The sequence below is a fragment of the Mesorhizobium sp. AA22 genome (genome assembly GCF_001672375.2).
GTDB classification, from domain to species: Bacteria; Pseudomonadota; Alphaproteobacteria; order Rhizobiales; family Rhizobiaceae; genus Mesorhizobium; species Mesorhizobium wenxiniae.
In genome coordinates this window covers 3,943,373-3,962,904 of the sequence record NZ_CP048406.1, presented here as the reverse complement: position 1 = coordinate 3,962,904, position 19,532 = coordinate 3,943,373, and the positions used below count along the sequence as shown (strand labels likewise).

General features: G+C 59.1%; 14 protein-coding genes and 1 pseudogene. 4 read left to right on the top strand and 11 right to left on the bottom strand.

The genetic code is table 11. From position 1 onward, the window contains the following. Positions 1 to 129: 129 nt before the first annotated feature. The 4 genes from A9K68_RS19045 to A9K68_RS19030 all read right to left on the bottom strand — a co-directional run bounded on the left by A9K68_RS19045 (position 130) and on the right by A9K68_RS19030 (position 3,957). Positions 130 to 729, bottom strand: a complete 600-nt coding sequence (locus A9K68_RS19045) for a recombinase family protein (RefSeq protein WP_065008792.1) — start codon at positions 727 to 729, stop codon at positions 130 to 132. A 90-nt stretch (positions 730 to 819) separates the two neighbouring features. After that, positions 820 to 1,305: a hypothetical protein gene (locus A9K68_RS19040; RefSeq protein ID WP_065008773.1), complete on the bottom strand. Its 486-nt coding sequence runs from the start codon at positions 1,303 to 1,305 to the stop codon at positions 820 to 822. Positions 1,306 to 1,801: 496 nt separating this feature from the next. After that, positions 1,802 to 3,634, bottom strand: a complete 1,833-nt coding sequence (locus tag A9K68_RS19035) for an AAA family ATPase (RefSeq protein ID WP_082982415.1) — start codon at positions 3,632 to 3,634, stop codon at positions 1,802 to 1,804. A gap of 62 nt (positions 3,635 to 3,696) precedes the next feature. Next, a complete protein-coding gene (locus tag A9K68_RS19030) occupies positions 3,697 to 3,957 on the bottom strand; it encodes a helix-turn-helix transcriptional regulator (RefSeq protein ID WP_065008775.1) in 261 nt (86 codons plus the stop codon). Between the two features lie 74 nt (positions 3,958 to 4,031). Here A9K68_RS19030 and A9K68_RS19025 point away from each other — a divergent pair, with 74 nt between their 5' ends. Further along, a complete protein-coding gene (locus A9K68_RS19025; RefSeq protein WP_065008776.1) occupies positions 4,032 to 4,583 on the top strand; it encodes a hypothetical protein in 552 nt (183 codons plus the stop codon). A 30-nt stretch (positions 4,584 to 4,613) separates the two neighbouring features. Here A9K68_RS19025 and A9K68_RS19020 read toward each other — a convergent pair whose 3' ends face one another. Further along, positions 4,614 to 5,840 (bottom strand): site-specific integrase, encoded by a 1,227-nt coding sequence (locus tag A9K68_RS19020; protein ID WP_065008777.1) that lies wholly within the window; start codon positions 5,838 to 5,840, stop codon positions 4,614 to 4,616. Positions 5,841 to 6,219: 379 nt separating this feature from the next. Between A9K68_RS19020 and A9K68_RS31790 the strand changes: the two are divergent. Continuing rightward, positions 6,220 to 6,492: pseudogene (locus A9K68_RS31790) on the top strand (hypothetical protein); the annotation flags it as partial. Between the two features lie 205 nt (positions 6,493 to 6,697). Here the strand turns inward: A9K68_RS31790 and A9K68_RS19015 are convergent. Both A9K68_RS19015 and A9K68_RS19010 read right to left on the bottom strand, forming a co-directional pair. Further along, the gene (locus A9K68_RS19015) at positions 6,698 to 7,498 is read right to left on the bottom strand and encodes an endonuclease/exonuclease/phosphatase family protein (RefSeq protein WP_082982416.1); all 801 of its coding nucleotides are present in this window, start codon (positions 7,496 to 7,498) and stop codon (positions 6,698 to 6,700) included. A 154-nt stretch (positions 7,499 to 7,652) separates the two neighbouring features. Next, positions 7,653 to 9,113, bottom strand: a complete 1,461-nt coding sequence (locus tag A9K68_RS19010; protein WP_065008778.1) for a phospholipase D-like domain-containing protein — start codon at positions 9,111 to 9,113, stop codon at positions 7,653 to 7,655. 393 nt (positions 9,114 to 9,506) lie between these two features. Here A9K68_RS19010 and A9K68_RS19005 point away from each other — a divergent pair, with 393 nt between their 5' ends. Beyond that, positions 9,507 to 11,552, top strand: a complete 2,046-nt coding sequence (locus tag A9K68_RS19005; RefSeq protein ID WP_163603050.1) for a family 16 glycosylhydrolase — start codon at positions 9,507 to 9,509, stop codon at positions 11,550 to 11,552. Positions 11,553 to 12,561: 1,009 nt separating this feature from the next. On the opposite strand, the gene A9K68_RS19000 is transcribed toward A9K68_RS19005, so the two are convergent. The 4 genes from A9K68_RS19000 to ligD form a co-directional block, all read right to left on the bottom strand. After that, on the bottom strand, positions 12,562 to 12,774 hold the full coding sequence (locus tag A9K68_RS19000) for a KTSC domain-containing protein (protein ID WP_065008779.1): 213 nt from the start codon (positions 12,772 to 12,774) through the stop codon (positions 12,562 to 12,564). Positions 12,775 to 14,245: 1,471 nt separating this feature from the next. Beyond that, positions 14,246 to 15,001, bottom strand: coding sequence for an IS21-like element helper ATPase IstB (gene istB, locus A9K68_RS18985; RefSeq protein WP_065008691.1), 756 nt, complete (start codon positions 14,999 to 15,001; stop codon positions 14,246 to 14,248). 12 nt (positions 15,002 to 15,013) lie between these two features. After that, positions 15,014 to 16,525, bottom strand: a complete 1,512-nt coding sequence (gene istA, locus A9K68_RS18980) for an IS21 family transposase (protein ID WP_141246659.1) — start codon at positions 16,523 to 16,525, stop codon at positions 15,014 to 15,016. Positions 16,526 to 17,147: 622 nt separating this feature from the next. After that, positions 17,148 to 18,917, bottom strand: a complete 1,770-nt coding sequence (ligD, locus tag A9K68_RS18975) for a DNA ligase D (protein ID WP_065010055.1) — start codon at positions 18,915 to 18,917, stop codon at positions 17,148 to 17,150. Between the two features lie 138 nt (positions 18,918 to 19,055). On the opposite strand from ligD, the gene A9K68_RS18970 reads away from it, so the two are divergent. Next, positions 19,056 to 19,340, top strand: coding sequence for a hypothetical protein (locus tag A9K68_RS18970; RefSeq protein ID WP_065010054.1), 285 nt, complete (start codon positions 19,056 to 19,058; stop codon positions 19,338 to 19,340). Positions 19,341 to 19,532: the final 192 nt, after the last annotated feature.

The following is a 19,532-nucleotide window of genomic DNA, read 5'->3' as shown; positions in this document are numbered from 1 at the left end:
CCCCTGTCAGCCCCATCTGCCTTAAGCCGCAGCACCTCCTGCGCTTTCGCCCTCGCGGTAGGTGCCCTGCCCTTATATTTCCCCCGTGGACTTTCGCCTTAGCGCCCCCCTCGCGCTTGCGCTCAAGCATCACTCCGCAATTCGAGAGGGATTGCCTGAGGCTTGGTGCTTGATCCGTTGGATAGTGCCGACGCTCACGTGATGCTTAGCTGCGAGAGCGCGGACGCTTCCGTGGTCGCGGGCAATCGCCTCCTCCGTCACCTTGGAGACGCGGGGGCGTCCTAGCTTCCTGCCCTTCGCCCGAGCCATATTGAGGCCCGATTTGACGCGCTCGCTGATCATCGCGCGCTCGAACTCAGCGAAAACGCCCATCATCTGAAACATGGCCTTGCCCGCCGGGGTGGTTGTGTCAATGCCCTGCTGGTGGAGGAATAGGTCAACGCGGAGGGCGTGGAGGTCGGAGAGGAAGGCGACGAGGCCCTGAAGCGAACGGCCCAGCCGGTCGACGCTCCATGCCATCACAACGTCGAAGCGGCGGCGGGCGGCATCCTTACAAAGGGCGTCGAAGGCGGGGCGCTTGTCCCTCCCCTTCGCCCCGCTAACGCCGTGATCGCGGTAGACTTGGACAATTTCCCACCTCGTACGGTCCGCGACTTCTCGAAGCTCGCGCTCTTGGCGATCGGTGGTTTGCTGGTCGGTGGATACGCGGAGGTAGACTGCGGCGCGCATGGTGTTCGCCCTTTCGATGTTGCTAGGCTTTGCGTTCAACTAGACGGCGCGCTTTCGCGAGCCGCCCAGCAGAACGTTAGCGATGCGCCGTTAGATGGTCAGTTCAAACTCAGTCGCGGCCTTCGCGGCAAGCGATGCCTCATGGGCAGTCCGGGCTTGGGCGTCGAGACGGTCGCGTTTCGTGGTGGGAAGCCCCGTGAAAAGCCCCATGAGGAACTTGTTCCGGTCTTTCGCGTCGGTCGCCTCGTAGCGGGCCTTATTGTCGGGGCTGAGCGCGTTGCGGACCATCTGGCGGATAAACCGGACATGCGGCTCTTCGGCTGAGCCAGCCGTTCGCCCAATGGCCCCCTCGATCAGCCGTTTGCGCTTGGCGTCGAAAGCGGCGCTAGCCGCCTCCTGGCTCTTCGCGCCCGCGTATGCGTCCTGCAGGGACTGGAGGGCGAAGCCCATGAGGTACTCGACCGAGGCGTCTGGAAGGGCTTGGCCGTCGAGTGTCCATTTGCCCTTTTCGACGGCCAAGGTTGCCTCGCCCAAATTGCCAAACTCGCGGTGTGAAAACGTGCGCATGACTTGCATAGGTGTATCTCCGTTCAATGGTGCGGCTGGGCCGCTTTAAGTGACTGAATTTACTCGAAAAATGTCGCTCCGCTATGCGCGGCAGTCAAGCGCTTTGTGCGAAAAACAAATGGTTTTTGAACGCAAAATTGGGAGGCTGAAATGCCCGGAAATCCGGGCTCGCGGAGCGGGAATTTTATCGGGGTTTTTTGAACGGCCCGGAGGCCTGGGATATGGCGCATGGCGCACCGCGCGGATCATGGCGGGGTGCCGGGGATGGGGCCGTACGTGGCGTGGCGTTGGCGTGGCGTGGCCCGTGGTGCGCGTTCATCGTCATGGGCGACCGGGATGACCGGGCCAATCCCGGCGCGCGTTGTCGGGCATTTGCGGGCGATTGAATGCGTATGGCTTTTGCCCCCCACCCCCCTTGTTTTTATTCCCACGCTGGGGGCCTTTGGCTGATGCCGGTCCCCTGCCCCGCCCCTACCTGGTCCCTCGCAAATTTTGCACGAATTTTCTAGGATCTCGGGTCAGGAGCGGGTCGTTCTTTCGAGCCATCAACAAGGTCGGTCACGTAAGCAATCAGTTCCGCAAGCTCTTCCTTGGCCGCGTCGCTTGCCATTCGAACTTTTAGGAGTTCCAGCGAGTGGACTTTTTTTGCAAATGCAAAGCGTTGGCTGCTTACGTCCGAGCATACCCGCTTGATAAGTTTCGCCGCGTCAACTTTGGCAAGCCACTGCGGATCGAATATATCGCCCTTGAAAACGTCGGCAGCTTTGAATGCTGCGTCGCCGCCGAGCGATATGAGGCATTTGTTGATTACCTCGCGCAATTCGTCAAACTGTAGGTCTGGAACGTGTGCAACCACCAGCGCGGCAATTGCAGCGGGATCTAACAGATAACACTCGAAATGTCGGCGCGGGAGCAAGCGCACGCGTCCATCTGATCTACGAAGCAAATCTTCTTTCTCGCGCTGTGAGAGATCTTCGGAATCGAAGCCGAAGGTCACGGACGTGACAAGAGGCGCAGCCGCGCTGCCAAGGCGCCTATAGATTTCCAGTACCAACTCGAGCCGCGTCCCTGTTTTACTAAAGTCTCCCGTAGCGATCACTGGCACGAACATGGTTGAGCGCGGCATAGGGCCAGCAGCTTGCGTATAGATATAGGGAAAGCAAAGCTCCTCCGTTGGTCCTTCAACCCAGATGATCCGGTCGACCGCGAATACGTCGGTCATAGAAATCCCGAGCTGCCCTGTAACCTGTCGCAAATCCTCCAAATTGCCGAGATCGACGGATGATATTGAGGACTCAAAACCCGATTTGCGAACAAAATGGACTACCGATGGCGAACTCGCGCTGAGAACCTCAGATGAGTGGGTGGAAACAATGTATTGGTGCTGCGGATAGTTTGTCTGGAGAATTCGCAAGAGAGTTTTCGCAGCTGCCGGATGGAGAAAGCTGCTGATCTCATCAATTATAATGACCGCCTCATCGAGCGTCATAGCGACGGTCAGAATTGATATTGCTTGTGCCACTCCAGTACCAGAATCATTTAGGCCTACGCTGAGTTCTGGGTGCAATTGTTCATCGACTGGCCAAACCAAAACCTCCATATCGCCTTGCTGAGTAGGTCTTACACTCAGATTTCGTATGGTCGAGAATATCTCTCGGATGTGATCGACTAATTTCGCGAAGAGTGTAGCACGCTCTCCCTGAATTCTATTAAGGACTGCCGCCAAATTGTCAGCCCTGCTATTAAGACGCTCAGGATAGCCAAAACTCGACCGTCCTAGTCCAAAACGCTGAGCGTCAAACATAAACACGTAATTGTGCCAAATTGAATTAACCAACTCGTATGTGTTATCATCGTGGAATCGACCCGGTATATACAAAATTCTTCCAGCATCTTTCTTGAATAAAGCTATTGATTCAGCCGAGTTAGGTCTATTCCTAAATGGTATATTGAGGATAGGATGAGTGTTTCCTTGCTTTTCAACTTTCATGTTAAGCGATGATGAAGACAGGAATTCATCCATCATTCGCTGCGCAGCAGGTAAATCAGAACTCGCAAGAGTCCAATTTATTTCAGTTATACTTTTCAGCCACGCGCTCTTGATCTCGTCTCCGCTGATTGATACGTCCAAATCCAGATGCGAATATCCCAGCCGTTCAGCTCGAAATTCGCGCGGGCTTCTGTGAGGTGTATTTTCGAGGTGGTACAGCGAGCGTAGAATGGCGCTCTTGCCGGCGTTATTCTCGCCGACAATGATGTTAATCCCCGGCTTTAGATCGACTGGGCCAGTGTCTGAAAAGCTGCTGTAATTAGAAAGCTGAAAACGATCGATCCTCATTGGCGCGCTCCCTCGTCGAGCGGCACCCAATCATCATCCCACTCGCGGCACAAGCCGCTGCCTCAGCTCTTCCTTCTCCCCGGATTTAGCGGGGCAATCGGGTCGGCGTCTTTCGGGGGCATGGCGAACAACTCGGAGACGTCGTGTCCGAGCACTTTAGCAAGCTTTTCGAGTGTGCTGATCGTCGAGTTCCGTTTCCCGCGCTCTAGGTAGCCGACATAGGCGCGCTCGATCTCAGCGGCATACGCAAGGTGGTCCTGCGACATGCCCTTCTCGACCCGTAAGCGCCGGACATTCCAGCCCACCCGTTCTCTGACATCCATTTAGTCAGAGCAACATCTGGCACTCTATGAAACCACGTCATATAAGACGAGTATTCGTATCGAGACGAAGAGGCATGAGCTTGCAATCGCGTCTGACAAGAGCCGGTTTATTTGCGCTGACAGGCCTTCTTCTGACGCAAGGACAGGCATTCTCCGCAAACTCAGAGGGTTGGAAAAAACAAGTGGAAGCCGAGCTGGTTGGGCTTTCCGCGACGCAGAAGAGATCCGTACTCCTCTGCGTCCGAGGAGCCATCAGCATAAACTATCGCGACACTGTCGCCCAAAGCTTCCAGAAAGGCGGAAACGCCACTGCCTGGGCTTTGAAGATTAGCGGATTCGAAAGTTTGCAAATGGCCGAGTTGGCTAAGGCGGTAGGTTGGCCGGATATGCAAGCCTACTATGAGGCTGAGACCGACGCTACCCAGCGGTTAATCGAAGGCAAACTTGACCGGCACGGCTACGAGGATGCTGCGCGCCAGAACAAGGTCACCCTGAAGAAAATCTTCGACACCGACCCGACAGGGCTGGAGGAGCATAAGAGGAATTTCCAGAAATTCGAATCGATATGCAAAGACCTGGCTTCCACTTTTATAGTCAGGGCCAAGGGTTCAGCCTCCTCCAAGTAGAAATTTTGCGCCTAGCCATCCGCTGCGACGCTATTTCGCCGTCGCAGCAAAGCCCGCCCACGCTGCCATCAGGCGACGGCGCTTCTCCAGCATGTCGCCGCGCTGGTACGCGGCCTCCGTCTTGTCGGAAAGAACGTGCGCCAACGCCGCCTCCGCGATTTCGCGCGGGAAGTTCGACCGCTCCGCTGCCCAATCGCGGAAGGTGGAGCGGAAGCCGTGGACGGTTAAGCCCTCCATCCCATCCATGCCACGCAATAGCTCCAGCATCGCCATGTTGCTGAGCGGCTTCCCCTTGCGGGCGCCGGGGAAGACATAGGGACTGTCGGCCTCTCGCGGGACACTTTTTAGGATGGCGATCGCGCGATCAGAAAGCGGGACTCGGTGCGGTCGATCGGCCTTCATGCGCTCGGCGGGGATGGTCCAGAGCTTCTTCGCGAAGTCGAACTCGCCCTCGCTCGCACCGATGGCCTCGCCAGTGCGAACGGCGGTCAGGATCGTGAACTCAAGTGCGCGGGCGGAGATGCTGTCCATTGACCGGAGCTGAGACATGAATGCGGGAAGGTCTGCGTACAGCATAGCCGCGTGGTGCTCGACCTTGGCGACTTTCGACCGCGCCGGAAGAAGCTTGTCGAGATGGCCGCGCCACCGAGCCGGGTTGTCGCCGCTGCGATAGTGTCGGGCCTTCGCCCAATCGAGCACCAATTCGACGCGGCCCCTCACCCGGGTGGCTGTTTCGGTTTTCGTAGTCCAGATCGGCTCTAGGATTTGCATGACGTGCGCGGTGTCCACCTTCGCCACCGGTAAGTCCCCGATTACCGGCCACGCGTACGTTGCGAGCGTATTGCGCCACTGCTCCGCATGTTTCGCGTTCTTCCAGCCAGCCTTCTGCGCGGCGATATAGCGCTCGGACGCCTGCTTGAACGTGATCCGCTTGGCGTCGTCGGCACGTAGAGCGGCGGTACGCTCGCGGCGTTCCTCGATGGGGTCTTTGCCGTCCGAGACGAGTTGCCGCGCCCCTCTCGCCCGTTCGCGCGCCTCTTTCAAGTTGAATGTCTGAACATCTCCGAGCCCCATGTACCGGGCCTTGCCAGCGATCATGAAGCGGAAGAGCCAGGACTTGGTGACGTCGCCCTCCTCCGCCCCCTTCGCGGTACTCTTCGCCACTTGCAGATAGAGCCCGCCGCCGTCGCCGTAGCTGCCCGGCTTTGATTTCTTCGCCACCTCGACGGCGCTTAACTTGTTGATCGATCTGGCCATATGCTTGCCCAACACTATTGTTTTATTATAGGCAAAATATACCTACAATCCAACCCACAAACAAGCATTGGATTTGGCCGGAATTGGGCAGAACTCTTCGTACCAATTTATGCTGTATTTACAATGTATTTGTTGAGTTTTAGGAACTCTTCGGAACTAGTCGTGAGTGCGGCGGACGGACACTCCCTCCGCCAGATATTAAGCTATGTGTCTGATTTAAGTTACCTTTTCCATTTTTATCGGGGCTAGTTCCTAACTCCGTTCCTAACGTCCACAAACGATGAAGGCCCAAATCAACACCGCTAACAGCCGTGCTTGGCCTTTGATGGTCCGCATTGTCGCAATTTGCGCCGCACCGCCACTGATCTTCGGCCCTCTAATGACCCGCCTGTCTTTTGCGGGAGAGCTTGAAAGCGCCGCCGACCGCATCGCAGCTATGTCGCGGGGCGGATCTGCAGATCATCCTGCGCCGCGCCGCATTGATGCTCAGAAACGTTGCCGGCGTGCCGCTGGAGCCCTCGACGGAGGACGCTCTAAACTCCATCGCGGCCAAAATGAAATTGGCCGGTCGGACCTCATTCAGATCGTGCCGCGCGAGTGGCTGGAAACCAACGCCTATCTGCCAGTTCGAACGATCGATGAGGAAAGCGAGACGGCAGCGCGTAGGCTGGGACGCGACTGCAGAAGACCCGCCGCTACATTTGCGAAGCGACGGGCCTCCACCCCCCGAAACCTCGCTGGTCAGGCCCAGCGGCCTCCCCCGCAACCAAAGCTGCTGGGCCGCCCCGCTCGGCTCCGCTAGTCATACGAGAGCTTCCCATTGAACCGATCTCCATCCATGGGACTGGGCAGCTACATCATAGGCGAACGAATCCTATAAGCGGTAGATGATCGGAGGCGACCCGCGAAAGCGGCGTGTCATGGGCTTCGACGGTTGAGATCATTCCGTGTCGATTTGCCATGATCCGGTCGAGCGACAGCAGCGGCAGACGCGATGGAAAGGTGGGGACCGCCGGCGGCGCGGGACCGAAAGTCGTGTGCAGCGTGTTCAGCGCGGAACGGTTTCCGAGTCGCCATTCGTTCAAATCGCCGAGCAGCAGTGTTGGTTTTTCGTCCGGTTTGTTCATGATTTCGAGCACGACACGGGCCTGTTCGGAGCGCGATCGGCGTAGCAAGCCGAGATGGGCTGCGATAATGCGCAGAGTTCGTTTCTCGTCCAGATCGATTTCGGCAACCAAGGCTCCGCGCGGCTCCAGCCCCGGGAGCTTTATCTGATGGACATTGCGAACGATGCCCCGTTTGAAAAGCAGAACGTTGCCGTGCCAGCCGTGCCCTTTGCCGTTTCCGGACACCGGCACCGGCACCAGGCCCGTTTCCAATTCGAGACGCAGCAGATCCAGAAGGCCGGCACGATCTCCAAAGCGATTGTCCGCTTCCTGCAACGCAATGACATCCGGGGCGATTTCCCGGATGACGCGACCGATTCGTTCGGGATCGAACTTTCTGTCGACGCCCACGCATTTGTGAACGTTGTAAGATGCGACCAGAGTCCCCGCGGGGCGTGTCCCTTCGGACGGCGCAGCCTTCGCCTTCTGCTTTTTTCTGTCGCGAATGGATTTGAGCACACTTGCAGGAAAGCTATGTCCAATTCTTTGCATGAATCTGCTGCTCGTCCTCACTACCTTCAAGACTTAGCTTTGTCTCACTCAAATAGGATCTGCAATCGCTGCTTCCCCTGCCCTGACGAGATGCGGCGCTTAAAAGAGCGATGGCTGCGTCGCCCGAATTTCCCCCGGCAGAACGAGAAAGCCTCTAAAGGTAGGGCGATCCCAGCCACAACACTCGGTCGAACAGGCGGACGATAAATGGCCGGGCCCTCAAGGTTTCGATCGTTACAGACGCGGCGGAGGCGATTGCCGATCCGATCCGCGCTTCAATCTCCGCGGCAAAGCCTGCATCAAGAACCTCTATATCAATCTCAAAATTCAGCCGCAGGGACCGGGCATCAAGATTGGAGGATCCTATATAAGCCCAAACTCCATCGACCGACAGCAGCTTCGAATGATCGAACGAGCCCTCCGTGCGCCATACGCGGCAATAGTGCTTCAGGACCTGATCGAATTGCGCCGTCATCGCCCGGTCGACAAGGAAAAGATTGTTCATCGCCGGTACCACGATGTCGATCTCCACGCCTCGCCTGGCCGCTGTCGTCAGCGCGCTGATCAGTTCCCGATCCGGCAGGAAATAAGGCGACATGATGCGGATCGATTTGCGGGCGACGGAAAATGCTCCGATCAGCAAGTTGTGGTTCGTTTCGATGCTGGCATCCGGCCCCGATGCAACCGCCCGCGCCAGCATCGGTTGACCGGGAGCCGCGGGAGGCGTGGCCACTTGCCAGGTGTCGCCTTTCAGGAGCTCGCCGCTCACGAAGCGCCAATCTGCGGCGGCAACCGAAAAAAGGTCGGCCACGACCGGCCCGGTGACCTGAAAATGCGTGTCCCTCGCGCTGGAGGAGCCGGCGAACTCGGCTGAGAATCCCTTTCGGATGTTCATCCCTCCGGTGAACGCAATCGTGCCATCGACGACCAGGATCTTCCGGTGCGTTCTGAGGTTGGCGTAGGGAAGACGCAGGCCCATGACAATGTTGCCGTTGAAGAGGTCTGCGGTGATTCCTGCCTCTCGCAGACGCCCAAGAATGCTGGGGACGGAGTAACGCGCCCCGACGGCATCGATCAGCACGCGAACGCTGACACCCCGCTGGACGGCTCCGGCGAGAGATTCCACGAAAAGCCGCCCGACATCGTCATTGTCGAAGATGTAGGTCTCGAGAAGGATAGTGCGTTGAGCGCCATCAATCGCTCGGCACATTGCGCCATAGGCCTCGTCACCTGTCTCCAATATCGCAATCGCGTTTCCCGAGGTCAGGGCACGCCGGGCCACCCTGTCGCCCAATGTCTTCAGGCCGGTGAAGCGTTGGCCGTACCGCTCGGCAATCAATTCCTCGGCGGCAATGTTGCGCTCATGTTTTGCGGAAGCCGCCTCGCTGGAAAGGGGCCGCATGGCGCTGATCGTTGCACGACGGATGCGGTTTATGCCGGCAACGGCGTAGATGATCGCGCCAAGGAATGGCGACAGGAACATCACGCCGACCCAACCTGTGGCGGCGCGGACGTCTTCCTTCGTCATTATGGCGTGGACGATGCCGATTGCCGCCATCACCACCGGAATGGTCGCGAGGATCTGGGGCCAATGAGTCATAAAGGTCTGCAACATCGCCAGGACTATCCAGCGAGCGGTTGCAGAACGCAATGCAGCTCATTCCCGGCGTTGCTCGTCGGCGCCTCCGCCATAGACCATTATCAGATCGGCGGAACGGCAGTAGCGCACGTTCCCCAGCTGCACTCGGCTTTGACGAGCATGTTGTGCCGGGTCGCCTTGCCCAGCGTGTCGATCGGATCATGCGCCATGGAGGATTCGCAGTTTCGTGTGCCGGCTACTTCAACCGATTTGCGACTTCTCCCAAATTTCTCGTGAAGCGTTGGGGATAACCGCACTGAGCCCATTTGCGGCGGAATCGGTGTCCATTACCGTTCCGTTAACAAATGGATGATTAGATCTTGGTGGGGGATCAACCGCGAAAATGTTGCGAGAACGAGGAGCCCATCAATGGCTGCGATTGCTCTCCCTGGCGATTGGACCGGACAGTACAAAGGATCGGAGCTGAACCTCTCAGGTTTCAAGCTCTCCTTTTCCGACGAGTTCAACACGCTTGATGTCGTGCCGAACACCGGCACCGGCAAGTGGTTCGCGCCGGTACACGCCCCCTATGGGGCCGCCACGTTCATGTCGCCGGTGGGGGCGACGAATCCGTTCTCCGTCTCTGACGGGCAGCTGACCATTACCATGAAGCAGGTGGACGGCGTCTGGCAGTCGGGAACGATGCAAACGGTTAACAGCACCGGCCGGGGTTTCGCGCAAGAGTACGGATACTTCGAGATGCGCGCGGCCTTTCACGGCGGGGCGGGAGCCTGGCCGGCTTTCTGGATGCTGTCGCCCGATCAGACTGTGCCACGCGTCGAGATCGACATCGTTGAAGCGTATGGGGGCGATCCCGACGGTCATCACCAGGCGGTGCACTTGAGCAATAAGGAAAGCCACGCTTGGAAAGGCAACTATACGGGCCTCGCCGGTTCGATGTTCGACGGGACGTTTCACACCTACGGCGCGAGGATCACGACGGATTGGATCACCGTGTACTATGACGGCAAGGAGCTGAGCCGCTTTCCAATGAGCGAGTCCTTCCGCACGCCGCTCTATATGCTGGCCTCGCTTGCCATGAATCCCCTTGAAGTCGAGCGGGCGTCCGGCACCTACAAGATGGTCATCGACTACGTGCGCGCCTATGCCGCGCCGGACGTGACGGAGCAGCACCTGACCGGGACGGATGCGGCGGATATCCTGAACGGCGGCAGCTTTGATGACGTTCTGGACGGCGGAGCCGGTGCTGACAAAATGTCCGGCGGTTTGGGCAACGACACCTACCGCGTCGACAACGCATTCGACGTAGTCATCGAGGCTGAGGGCGCCGGCATCGATGTGGTCATCACCTCGATGACGTATTCGCTGTCCGGCCAGCAAATAGAGCAGCTCACACTCACCGGCGTTGCCGACATCGACGCGATGGGTAACGAACTCGACAACACGCTGGTCGGCAACGCTGGCAGCAACCTGCTCGACGGCGGGGTCGGAATCGACAAGATGGAGGGCGGCGCGGGCGACGATACCTACTATGTCGACAATGCGCTCGACCGCGTGGTCGAGGGCGATGCGGCGGGCAACGATTGGGTGTTCAGCTCGAGCACCTATTCACTGCCATCCTATGTCGAAAATCTGACCCTCATCGGCCTTGGCGCTATCAATGGTCGCGGCAATTCTTCCGACAATGAGCTGACCGGGAACAATGGGAACAACACGCTGGACGGCCTTGCCGGCAACGACACCATAAGGGGCGGGGCGGGTAGCGATCGGTTGGCGGGCTATGATGGCACCGACCTTCTCGATGGCGGGACCGGGGCCGACCTGATGAATGGCGGTGCCGGCAACGATACCTATTACGTGGACAATGTACTGGACAACGTCATCGACGAAGCGGGCCTCGACCAGATTTTCAGCTTGGTCACGTACTCACTGGCGGTCGATCGCAGGCTGGTAGAAAATCTGCGTCTGACCGGAAACGCCAACGTCGGAGCCACGGGAAATTCCCTCGACAACGTGCTCGACGGCAACGACAGCGACAACAAACTGGACGGCGGCCGAGGCAATGATACCGTGCTCGGGCACGGTGGCAACGATGCACTAATGGGCGGCCTTGGCATTGACCGGCTTACTGGCGGAGCCGGCAACGATTCCTTCGTTTTCAGTGCGCCGCTCTCAGTGGCCAACCGCGACATCATCACGGATTTCAACCATACGGCCGATACATTCAGGCTCCAGAATTCGGTAATGCAGGGGCTGGGAGCCACCGGAGCCCTCGAGCCAAGGTACTTCTTCGCTGGGACTAGCGCGCACGACGCCGACGACCACATCGTCTATGACAAGGTTACGGGTGCGTTGTTTTACGATTCCAACGGAAACGTCGCAGGCGGCGTGACACAGCTCGCGACGCTGACGAACAGGCCGACGCTGCTGGCCGACGATTTTTTCGTGATCTGATCCGGCGCCTACAGCGGCGCGCGCACCGCTGTAACTTCTAGTTTGCGATCGCTTTGTTCGAAAAACCGGTGACCTCTTTTACGAGCGATGCTCTAATTAGTTCTACTTAGTCATAAACTGTGTTGGATGTCTTTGGCAGCAGGGACGTCGTGTGATGTTATCCTACAACGTCGCTCGACTTGTTCGACGAGAACGGGGTCGAGCGGGCGAAGAAACGACTTTCGGAGGCGCTCCTGGCCTTAACCATCCGAAGCAAGCCCGCCGCTTTTTAACGTCTGATTCTGGAAATGCGCGAAAACGTACCGAATTGGGTGCGGTGCTGGGGCGCAACACAGCGATAGGCAGGAACTTCAGAGCGGGAAGAACCGACCGACCAACCAATTGAAACAGGGCGTGACCGCACTTGCGGCGATCTCGCGAGGAAGAGAAACGCGGCACCGGAAGGATCCTCATGTGGGGCGCCGTGATCGCCGCTTTCCTTTTTGTTGCGCTAGTGGCCGTGTTCGTCCTCGGGCCGTTCTGGTCTTAGCCACCATGGTCGAATGAAGCCCGCGCCCCCACGGGGGTAAGGACAGGCATCGCGAAACGGATGTGGAGAGAACGCCACATACAGCAACCGAACAACCCGCCGCACATCGTGCCGGTGCGGAGGCGCGCATGAGCGCGGCCCTACTGATGCCGCGCGAGCCGGTGCATGGGTGCGTTTGCTTCGGCCAAACTAGCCAGCGCTTGCTCGACTTTTTGAGCCGAGGCGTCAGTGCGCTTGATGTGCCGGATCATTTGCTGCCTCAGCCGCGCGAGCCTTTCGGCGCGATATACGTCGCCGTATCTCGCAGTTTCAAGGTGGAGGGTCGCGAGCCTCATGGGCGACGATTCCGATTATCTAGCAGTAGAATTCGCGAATCCGCCTTTCGTTCCGATGTCCGACCTTACCCTCGCAAAGGCTGGCCGGACGCCGCGACGAATGAGCCGCATCCCTGCCAAAAGAGAGATCGTCCGCTGATGGTGCTCAGTCGACCGCGGGTCCAACCAGACGGTAGCGGAAGTGATTGCGGATCTGTTCGTTGAAGAAGCGGCCCTTGGCGAAGGCGGCTCGGAACTCGGCGAAGGTCTCCGGCGGCACGTCCTCAAACTGGTAGCATTTACCGCTGGCCACGAACCACACCGAGAGGACTTTGCGCTTCGGATCGTATTCCGTTTTGTGTATCGAGGTGGACGGCATGACGTGACTACTCCGATCAGGGAGAGAGTCCATCTGAAGTTGCCTGCGCCCCACGGAGGGAAAGGACGCGGGCTGATCGGGAGGGACACCGATCTCGCAGCATTGGTTCACAGGAGAAGATGCTGCAGGAGCCGAACCCCCTCCCGGAGCTGGTGTTCCGTACGGACGTCAAAAAAAGCCCGCCGCACCTTCGGCACGGCGGGCGATCAGTCGTTCACCAGGCACAGGGTGGGCGGGGGCGGGTGTGCCCGGATCGTAGGAATCTTTCGCACGCCGACTGCGTCGCGTCTACCAACCGGCGGTTGGAGGGATCGAGCGCTAGTAGAGGAGCGTAGCAACCCCTCCTCCTCGGCAGCAGCCTCGAAGGCCTTCTTAACCGTCGTCGGGCGTGCGCTCGCCTCAATGAGAGCCATGCAGACCTCGACGGCCTCCTTCCACTTAGGTCCCCGCTTGGTCCACTTCATGAGTTGCGCAGTCGCACCCTCGGTGCAGACTGTAGGTGAGCCCAGGTTTGTCGGTTTGGACCGGAGGGTGAAACCAATGGAGAGCACCTCCTACTCAGGCGAGAGATACACGCTCGCCTCCTTGGCCGCCGCCTCAAAGGCCTCACGGATCTCTTGGGGGACACTCTGCCCTCGAACGCGTCAACGCATGATTGGACCGCTTTCGTCCACTTCGGCCCCTTTATGTCCCACAGCATGAGTTCCTCGGCGGCTCCCTCGACGTGGCTGCCCCGATGGCGAAGGCCCAAACGGTTCGCTTTCACGTAGACCGGGGGAGAAGCAGAGAAGACTCATGAGGGGTAAATTGGGGGATGCTCACATGTTTGGTAGATCACAGCGGGGGTTCGGCCGATTTCTCTGACCGGCCTCATTTCCGGTCATGGCCAAGTCGGCCTACGCCGAGCCTGGAACATTAGCAGGCACTAACTGTTATCGGGGAACCAGTGGGTCAGCCCCTGCCCCGCCCAGCCCACTGCAGATCGGGAGCAGCCGGTCGGCCGCGCTCGAAGGAGCGCGGATCCTTCCTCCGCCTCATTGGCCGCTCCCGATGGCGGGCGCGTGCTGCTAGGCTTTGGGACTCACCGGGAAACCGGGGAGGTGGTCATGAGAGTTATTACCGCTCTAGCATGTGTCGCCTTGATTGCAGGTTGCGCAACGGCGGGCCCCCCAGGGCCCCAAGGGCCTGTCGGTCCACAAGGTCTGCCCGGCAAGCAGGGACCTAAAGGTGCAATGGGAGCTGCGGGTCCAGCGGGGAAGGACGGCGTCAGCGGTTGGGAAATCACCCAATATGCAAGTGCGAATGATACTAGCCCAGACAAATGCGTGTTCCGATGAAGCCGGCCACCGATTCCGATTTGAAGCCGGCCAGTCATTCCGATTTCATTCCGGCCGCCATTCCGATTTGAAGGCGGCCATTTTTCGGACTGATCCTGGGTCTCGTTGATGTTTGGGTTGGGTTTTGTTTCAGGTCAAGCTTCGGTGTTTTCGGGGACGATTGGCGGGCGCTGTTTTCGCATGCTTTCACCGGTGAGATCGATGCGATAGGCGTTGTGAACGAGGCGATCCAGGATGGCGTCGGCCAAAGTTGGGTTTGCAATAATCTCCCACCAGCGATCCACGGGCACCTGACTTGTGACGATGGTTGAGCGTCGTTCGTAGCGATCCTCAATGATCTCCAGGAGATCGCGGCGTTGGTCATCATTGAGTTTTTCCGGTCCCCAGTCATCGAGGATCAGCAGGTCGGTCCTGGCAAGAGATTTGAGGATCCTGCCGTATCGCCCGTCGCCTCTTGCAAGCGCGAGGGCGGCGAACAGCCTGGGAACCCGGTGGTAGGCGACTGAGAAGTCTTCGCGGCAGGCCTGGTGGCCAAGAGCGCAGGCAAGCCAGCTTTTGCCGACGCCGGCTGGTCCGGTGACAAGAAGACCGTGATGCTTTCTGATCCAGTCGCAGCCGGCAAGCGCCATGAACATATTGCGGTCGAGGCCGCGTGCGGCGCGGAAGTCGGCATCCTCGATCTGCGCGTCATGGCGAAGCTTGGCAGCCCTGGCGCGAGCCTCGAAACGCTTCTGGCGGCGCATGGTCGCCTCGCGTTCGAGCAGCATGGCAAGCCATTCGCCGTGCTCGAGGCCGCGCACTTCGGGCTGCGTGTCGAGTTCCTGGAAAGCGGTTGCCATGCCGTAGAGGCCGAGCTCTCGCAGCATGTCGATGGTGGGATTGATCAGCATGGGTGGATCTCCTCAATGAAAGTAATCAGGGCCACGCAGATTGGCGTGATCGACGATGGCGGTTGGTTCGGTGGAATGGCGTGCGGCCTTGTGATTGGCGATGAGCGAAGCAATGCTCTTGCAGTTCAAGCCACCGATCTCGACAGCGCGGGCTGACACGGCTTCTGCCCGATTGCGATCGATGTCGCGAAACAGGCGCAGGATGCCCAGACATGTTCGAAAGCCCTGCTCTGGATGCGGACGGCTGGCGAGAATTGCGATGACCAGGCCTTCGGTCTGTGGCCCGATCGACGTGGCCCAACGCCGAAAGCGCTCCGGCGTCCATTCGGCATAGCGCCGGTGGGAACTGGGCATGTGATCCGGATCGGTTCCATGGCGAGGACCTCCATGGCGGCGCTGATGCACCGCGACGCGCTTGCCGCGGTGGAAGATCTCGATGGTGCGCGCCGTTGCTCTCAGATCGACCTGCTGACGAATGAGGCTGTGGGGCACGGAATAAAAGAAGGTCTTGAACTCGACGTGATAATCCGTCGAGACGCGGGCCAAACGCCATTCGGCAAACTCGTAATCCTCCAGTGGAAGACTGGCCAAAGCCGGGCTCTCGACGGTCTCGAAGAGCTGCCGGCGACTGACGCCCAGCCGGCGCATGACGTGGTCGTTGATGCGATCGAGCGCCTGGGCAATGGCGGCATTGGCCTCAGCCAGCGAGAAGAAAGTCTGGTTGCGCAGGCGCCCCAGAATGCAGGACTGGGCGAAACGCACTCCATTCTCCACTTTCGATTTATCCCGAGGCTTTCTTGGCCGTGCCGGAAGAACGCCGACGCCATAGTGGGAAGCCATCATGCCGTAGCTGCGATTGATCTCGGGATCGTAGAAACTAGCGCGACTGACGCCAGACTTCAGATTGTCGGGAATGACGAGTCTGGGAACGCCGTGAAAAAAACGAAACATCCGGACATGCGAGCCAATCCAGTCGGGAAGCGTTTGCGTCCAGGTGGCCTCGGCAAAGGTGTAGCTGGACGCACCCAGCACCGCCACGAAGATCTCCGCCTCGCGGATCTCGCCGGTCTTGCGATCGACAATCGGGATCTTCTTGCCGGAATAATCGACGAAGACCTTGTCGCCGGCCGCATGCTCCTGGCGCATCGTCGGCGAAAGCCGCTGCTCGAAACTGCGAAAGAGTTCGCAGAAGCGACTATAGCCGTAACCGTCGGGATGCGACCCACGATACTCCTCCCACAGGATGAGCAATGTGACGCCGGGCTTCTTGAGCTCGACCGCAAGATCGGCCCAGTTCGGTTCCGTGCGTCGCCGCGTGCCCTGTTTGACGCCGTTGCGACTGAAGAGCTTGTGCTCAAGCGCATCGTCGGTCAGCTCGCCCGGCAAGGGCCAGCTCAATCCAACCGCGGCTGCACGCTGCAAATTATCCTGCACCGTACTGCGCGCTATCCCCAACACGACCGCAATCTCGCGGGAGCTCGTCCCGCTTCCGGCAAGCCGCAGCATTTGTCTCAATTGTCTCATGGTCAGCCTTCTCTTTGCCGGCATCAAAATGTCCCCGTTCATGGCGAGGTGATTGATGCCAAAGTTGCTGACCCAGGAGGTAATCTTCAGTGCCGAAAACTGGCCGGCTTTTGATTGGAATGGTGGCCGGCTTCAAATCGGAACGGTGGCCGGTCTTTGATCGGAATGGCGGCCGGCTTCACGTCGGAATCCGCAGACAAATCCGCCCAGGCTTGGTGTCCCAAGCCAAAAGTCGTCATAGGTGGCGGTGCCAGCGCGTCAAATTCAAATGCTCTGATTTCTAGGAGCTTGCCGGTTACTTCCCCAGCTCCAGGGTGGGTAGCACAAGCGCATGTAGCCGCTACGCCCCCAACAGCTTGGACGCTGACAGCATACGCCATTTGCGCGCTTGTCAAATAGTCGGCGCTTGGCCGGGCCGGTGAACTTTGCGTGTCGCGTTTTCGAGACACAAACGGCGTTCTAGTCTTCATCCCAAAAATCCTGCAGCGAGGCGTGCCGAAGGTCCTCCTCGCCCCTGGGATGCTTCACGCGGGCTTTGATCCCCGGTTTGACCCATTGCGTCGCCGGCCGCTTCATTCGCTTCGGCGCCGGTAAGCAGCATAAAAGCTTCGAATGCGAGCGGCTACGCCGCCCTTCGGGCAGCCGCTCGGAACGGATGGTCGATGGTGAAACCGTCGGGCCGAATACCCCGCTCAACTTGGCTCCACGTTACAGGATGGGCGATTGGGAAGCCCGGTCGGGCTCGTGGGGAGAAGGCTCCCACCGCGGTGTTGCCACGTCCGTTGCGAAGGTAGTCAAGAAAGATGCGACCTCTTCGGGCTGCCGGAGCGGCAGAGAGTAGATAACGACCGGGGCGTGCCTCAACAAGGCACTGGGCGAGCGACTTGGCCAATTGCCGGGCGCTGTCGTGGGTCATCTTTGTCTCAAGCGGTCCCATTAAGTGAATGCCCTTGCCGCCCGTCACCTTCGGCCAACTCTCCAGACCTGCCGCTTCCATGATGTCGCGGAGCGCCAACGCGGTCTCGATCACTTCCGCCCACTCGATGCCCTCCCCCGGATCGAGGTCCAGCACGACGCGATCAGCATGCTCGATATCGTCAACGGTGGCGTTCCAGGGATGCACCTCTACGGCATCCATCTCGACCAGCCCGAGCAAACCGGCAAGGTCGTCCACCCACACGCGAACGCCTTCGCCCCCCTCGCGTTTCTGGACGCGCAACTGATGTACCGCCGCGGGAATCTCGGGCAGCTTGCCTTTGTGGTAGAAGGTCGCCCCAAAAGCATGGCGGACCAGCTTCAGCGGTCGCCGGCGGAGATGGACCAGCGCTTCATCAGCAACCCGCTCCCAGTAGCGCACAAGCTCTTCCTTGGAGGGCGAAACCGCATCCGGAAGCAATTGCATGTTCTCGCGAGGAACCCCATGTTGCCCGACTGCCTCTCGTCTCTTTGAAGGAGCGGGCGACTTCGCCGGGATCGTCACGAGGTCCTCGCGCAGGCCCTTGAACACTGCCTCGCGCAGGATGCCACGATCGGTGACGCCGCTGAATTGCACCTCGGCCAGGACCTCTGGTCTGATCCAGGTCGCCTTCGGCTTCACGATGGGCTCTGATAAAGGCGACTTGCCGATGATCAGTGGATCAAGCCGCTCTCTAACATGCCGCGCTGTCGTCAAGCTGTAGCCGCTTTGGGCCTTGCCAGCGTAGATTAGGCGATCGCCTTCCCAGCGGCCTATGTAAAGGGACGCAATGCGGCGTGGATGGGCGCCGAGCTTCTCGACGAAAGCAACAATGGGAAAGGTGTCGCTCTTGATGCATTTCACCTTGAGCCAGCTCGTCTGCACACCTGAGCGATAGGGGGCATCCGCTCGCTTGGATACGATCCCCTCCAAGCCCATCCGGCATGCATGTTCAAACACGTCGCTGCCGCTCACCTCCAGATGCTCGGCATAGGTCAGTGTCGGCGCCCTGTCCTTCACCAGCTTTTCTAGCGCGGCCTTGCGTTTCACCAGCGGCTGTTGCCGGAGATCCCGACCGTTGAGGTGCAGCAGGTCGAACGCATAGAAGATGACCTTCGGCGAGTTTGGATTGCCCAATTCCCGCTCGAGGGCTTGGTAGTCCGGCAACCCGGTCTCGCCCAGGACGACGGCCTCCCCGTCGATGATTGCTGCTTTAACCGGTAGGTTCGCCGCTGCCTGGACAATTCCTTTGTATCGATGCGACCAGTCGTAGCCGCGGCGCGTGAAAGCTCGTGCTGTGCGGCCATCGACAACTAGCTGCGTGCGGTAGCCATCGTATTTGACCTCGTGCAGCCAGTCGCTGCCCGCGGGAGCTTTCGCGACCAACGTTGGCGATTGAAACTCAATGAATGATAGCCGGTCTGCGGCGCTACTCATGCACTTGTGACTCCCCGAACCGCGACTCAAGCCGCAGGGCGGGCAATCGGTTCCGGAACATTTTAGCAAAATTGAATGTTTAGTAGCATGACGAAACTATCCGACGTGCACGATCGGCTGGAAATGGAGCCCTAGGCCATGGCGGTAAAGATCGGCGACGAAGTCACGCTCACCGTGACAATCCTGAAGGTGCTGGACAACGGCATGTCGAGCGTGAGCATACCCTCTTACAACTTTCCCTTTTCGATCGACACACCGAAGAGAACAAGGGCCGGCCAGAAGGTCGAGATCACCGGCTTTGTCACTCGGGTCGATGACGAGAACGGCAAGGTGACGGTCCGGATCGAAGGAGCCGGCCTAGTCACGGCAGATGTCGAAACAGTAGTGCACGAGCCCGCGCCTAGGGTGCGTCAGTCTCGGTAATCATGGCCCCTGCCGCGAAAATTGCGCAGTGCAAGGCTAATCGCAAGCCGTTGATCAACGAATTGTTTAGCGTGCTCCGCGATCCTGGTTGCCGAATGGAAGCTCTTGCTGAAATTGTCTCTTGCGGCGGACCCCAATCCGCTCGGCCGGTGTCTCTACCAGGCAATCTACCCCAACGCCCCCAAGGGACGC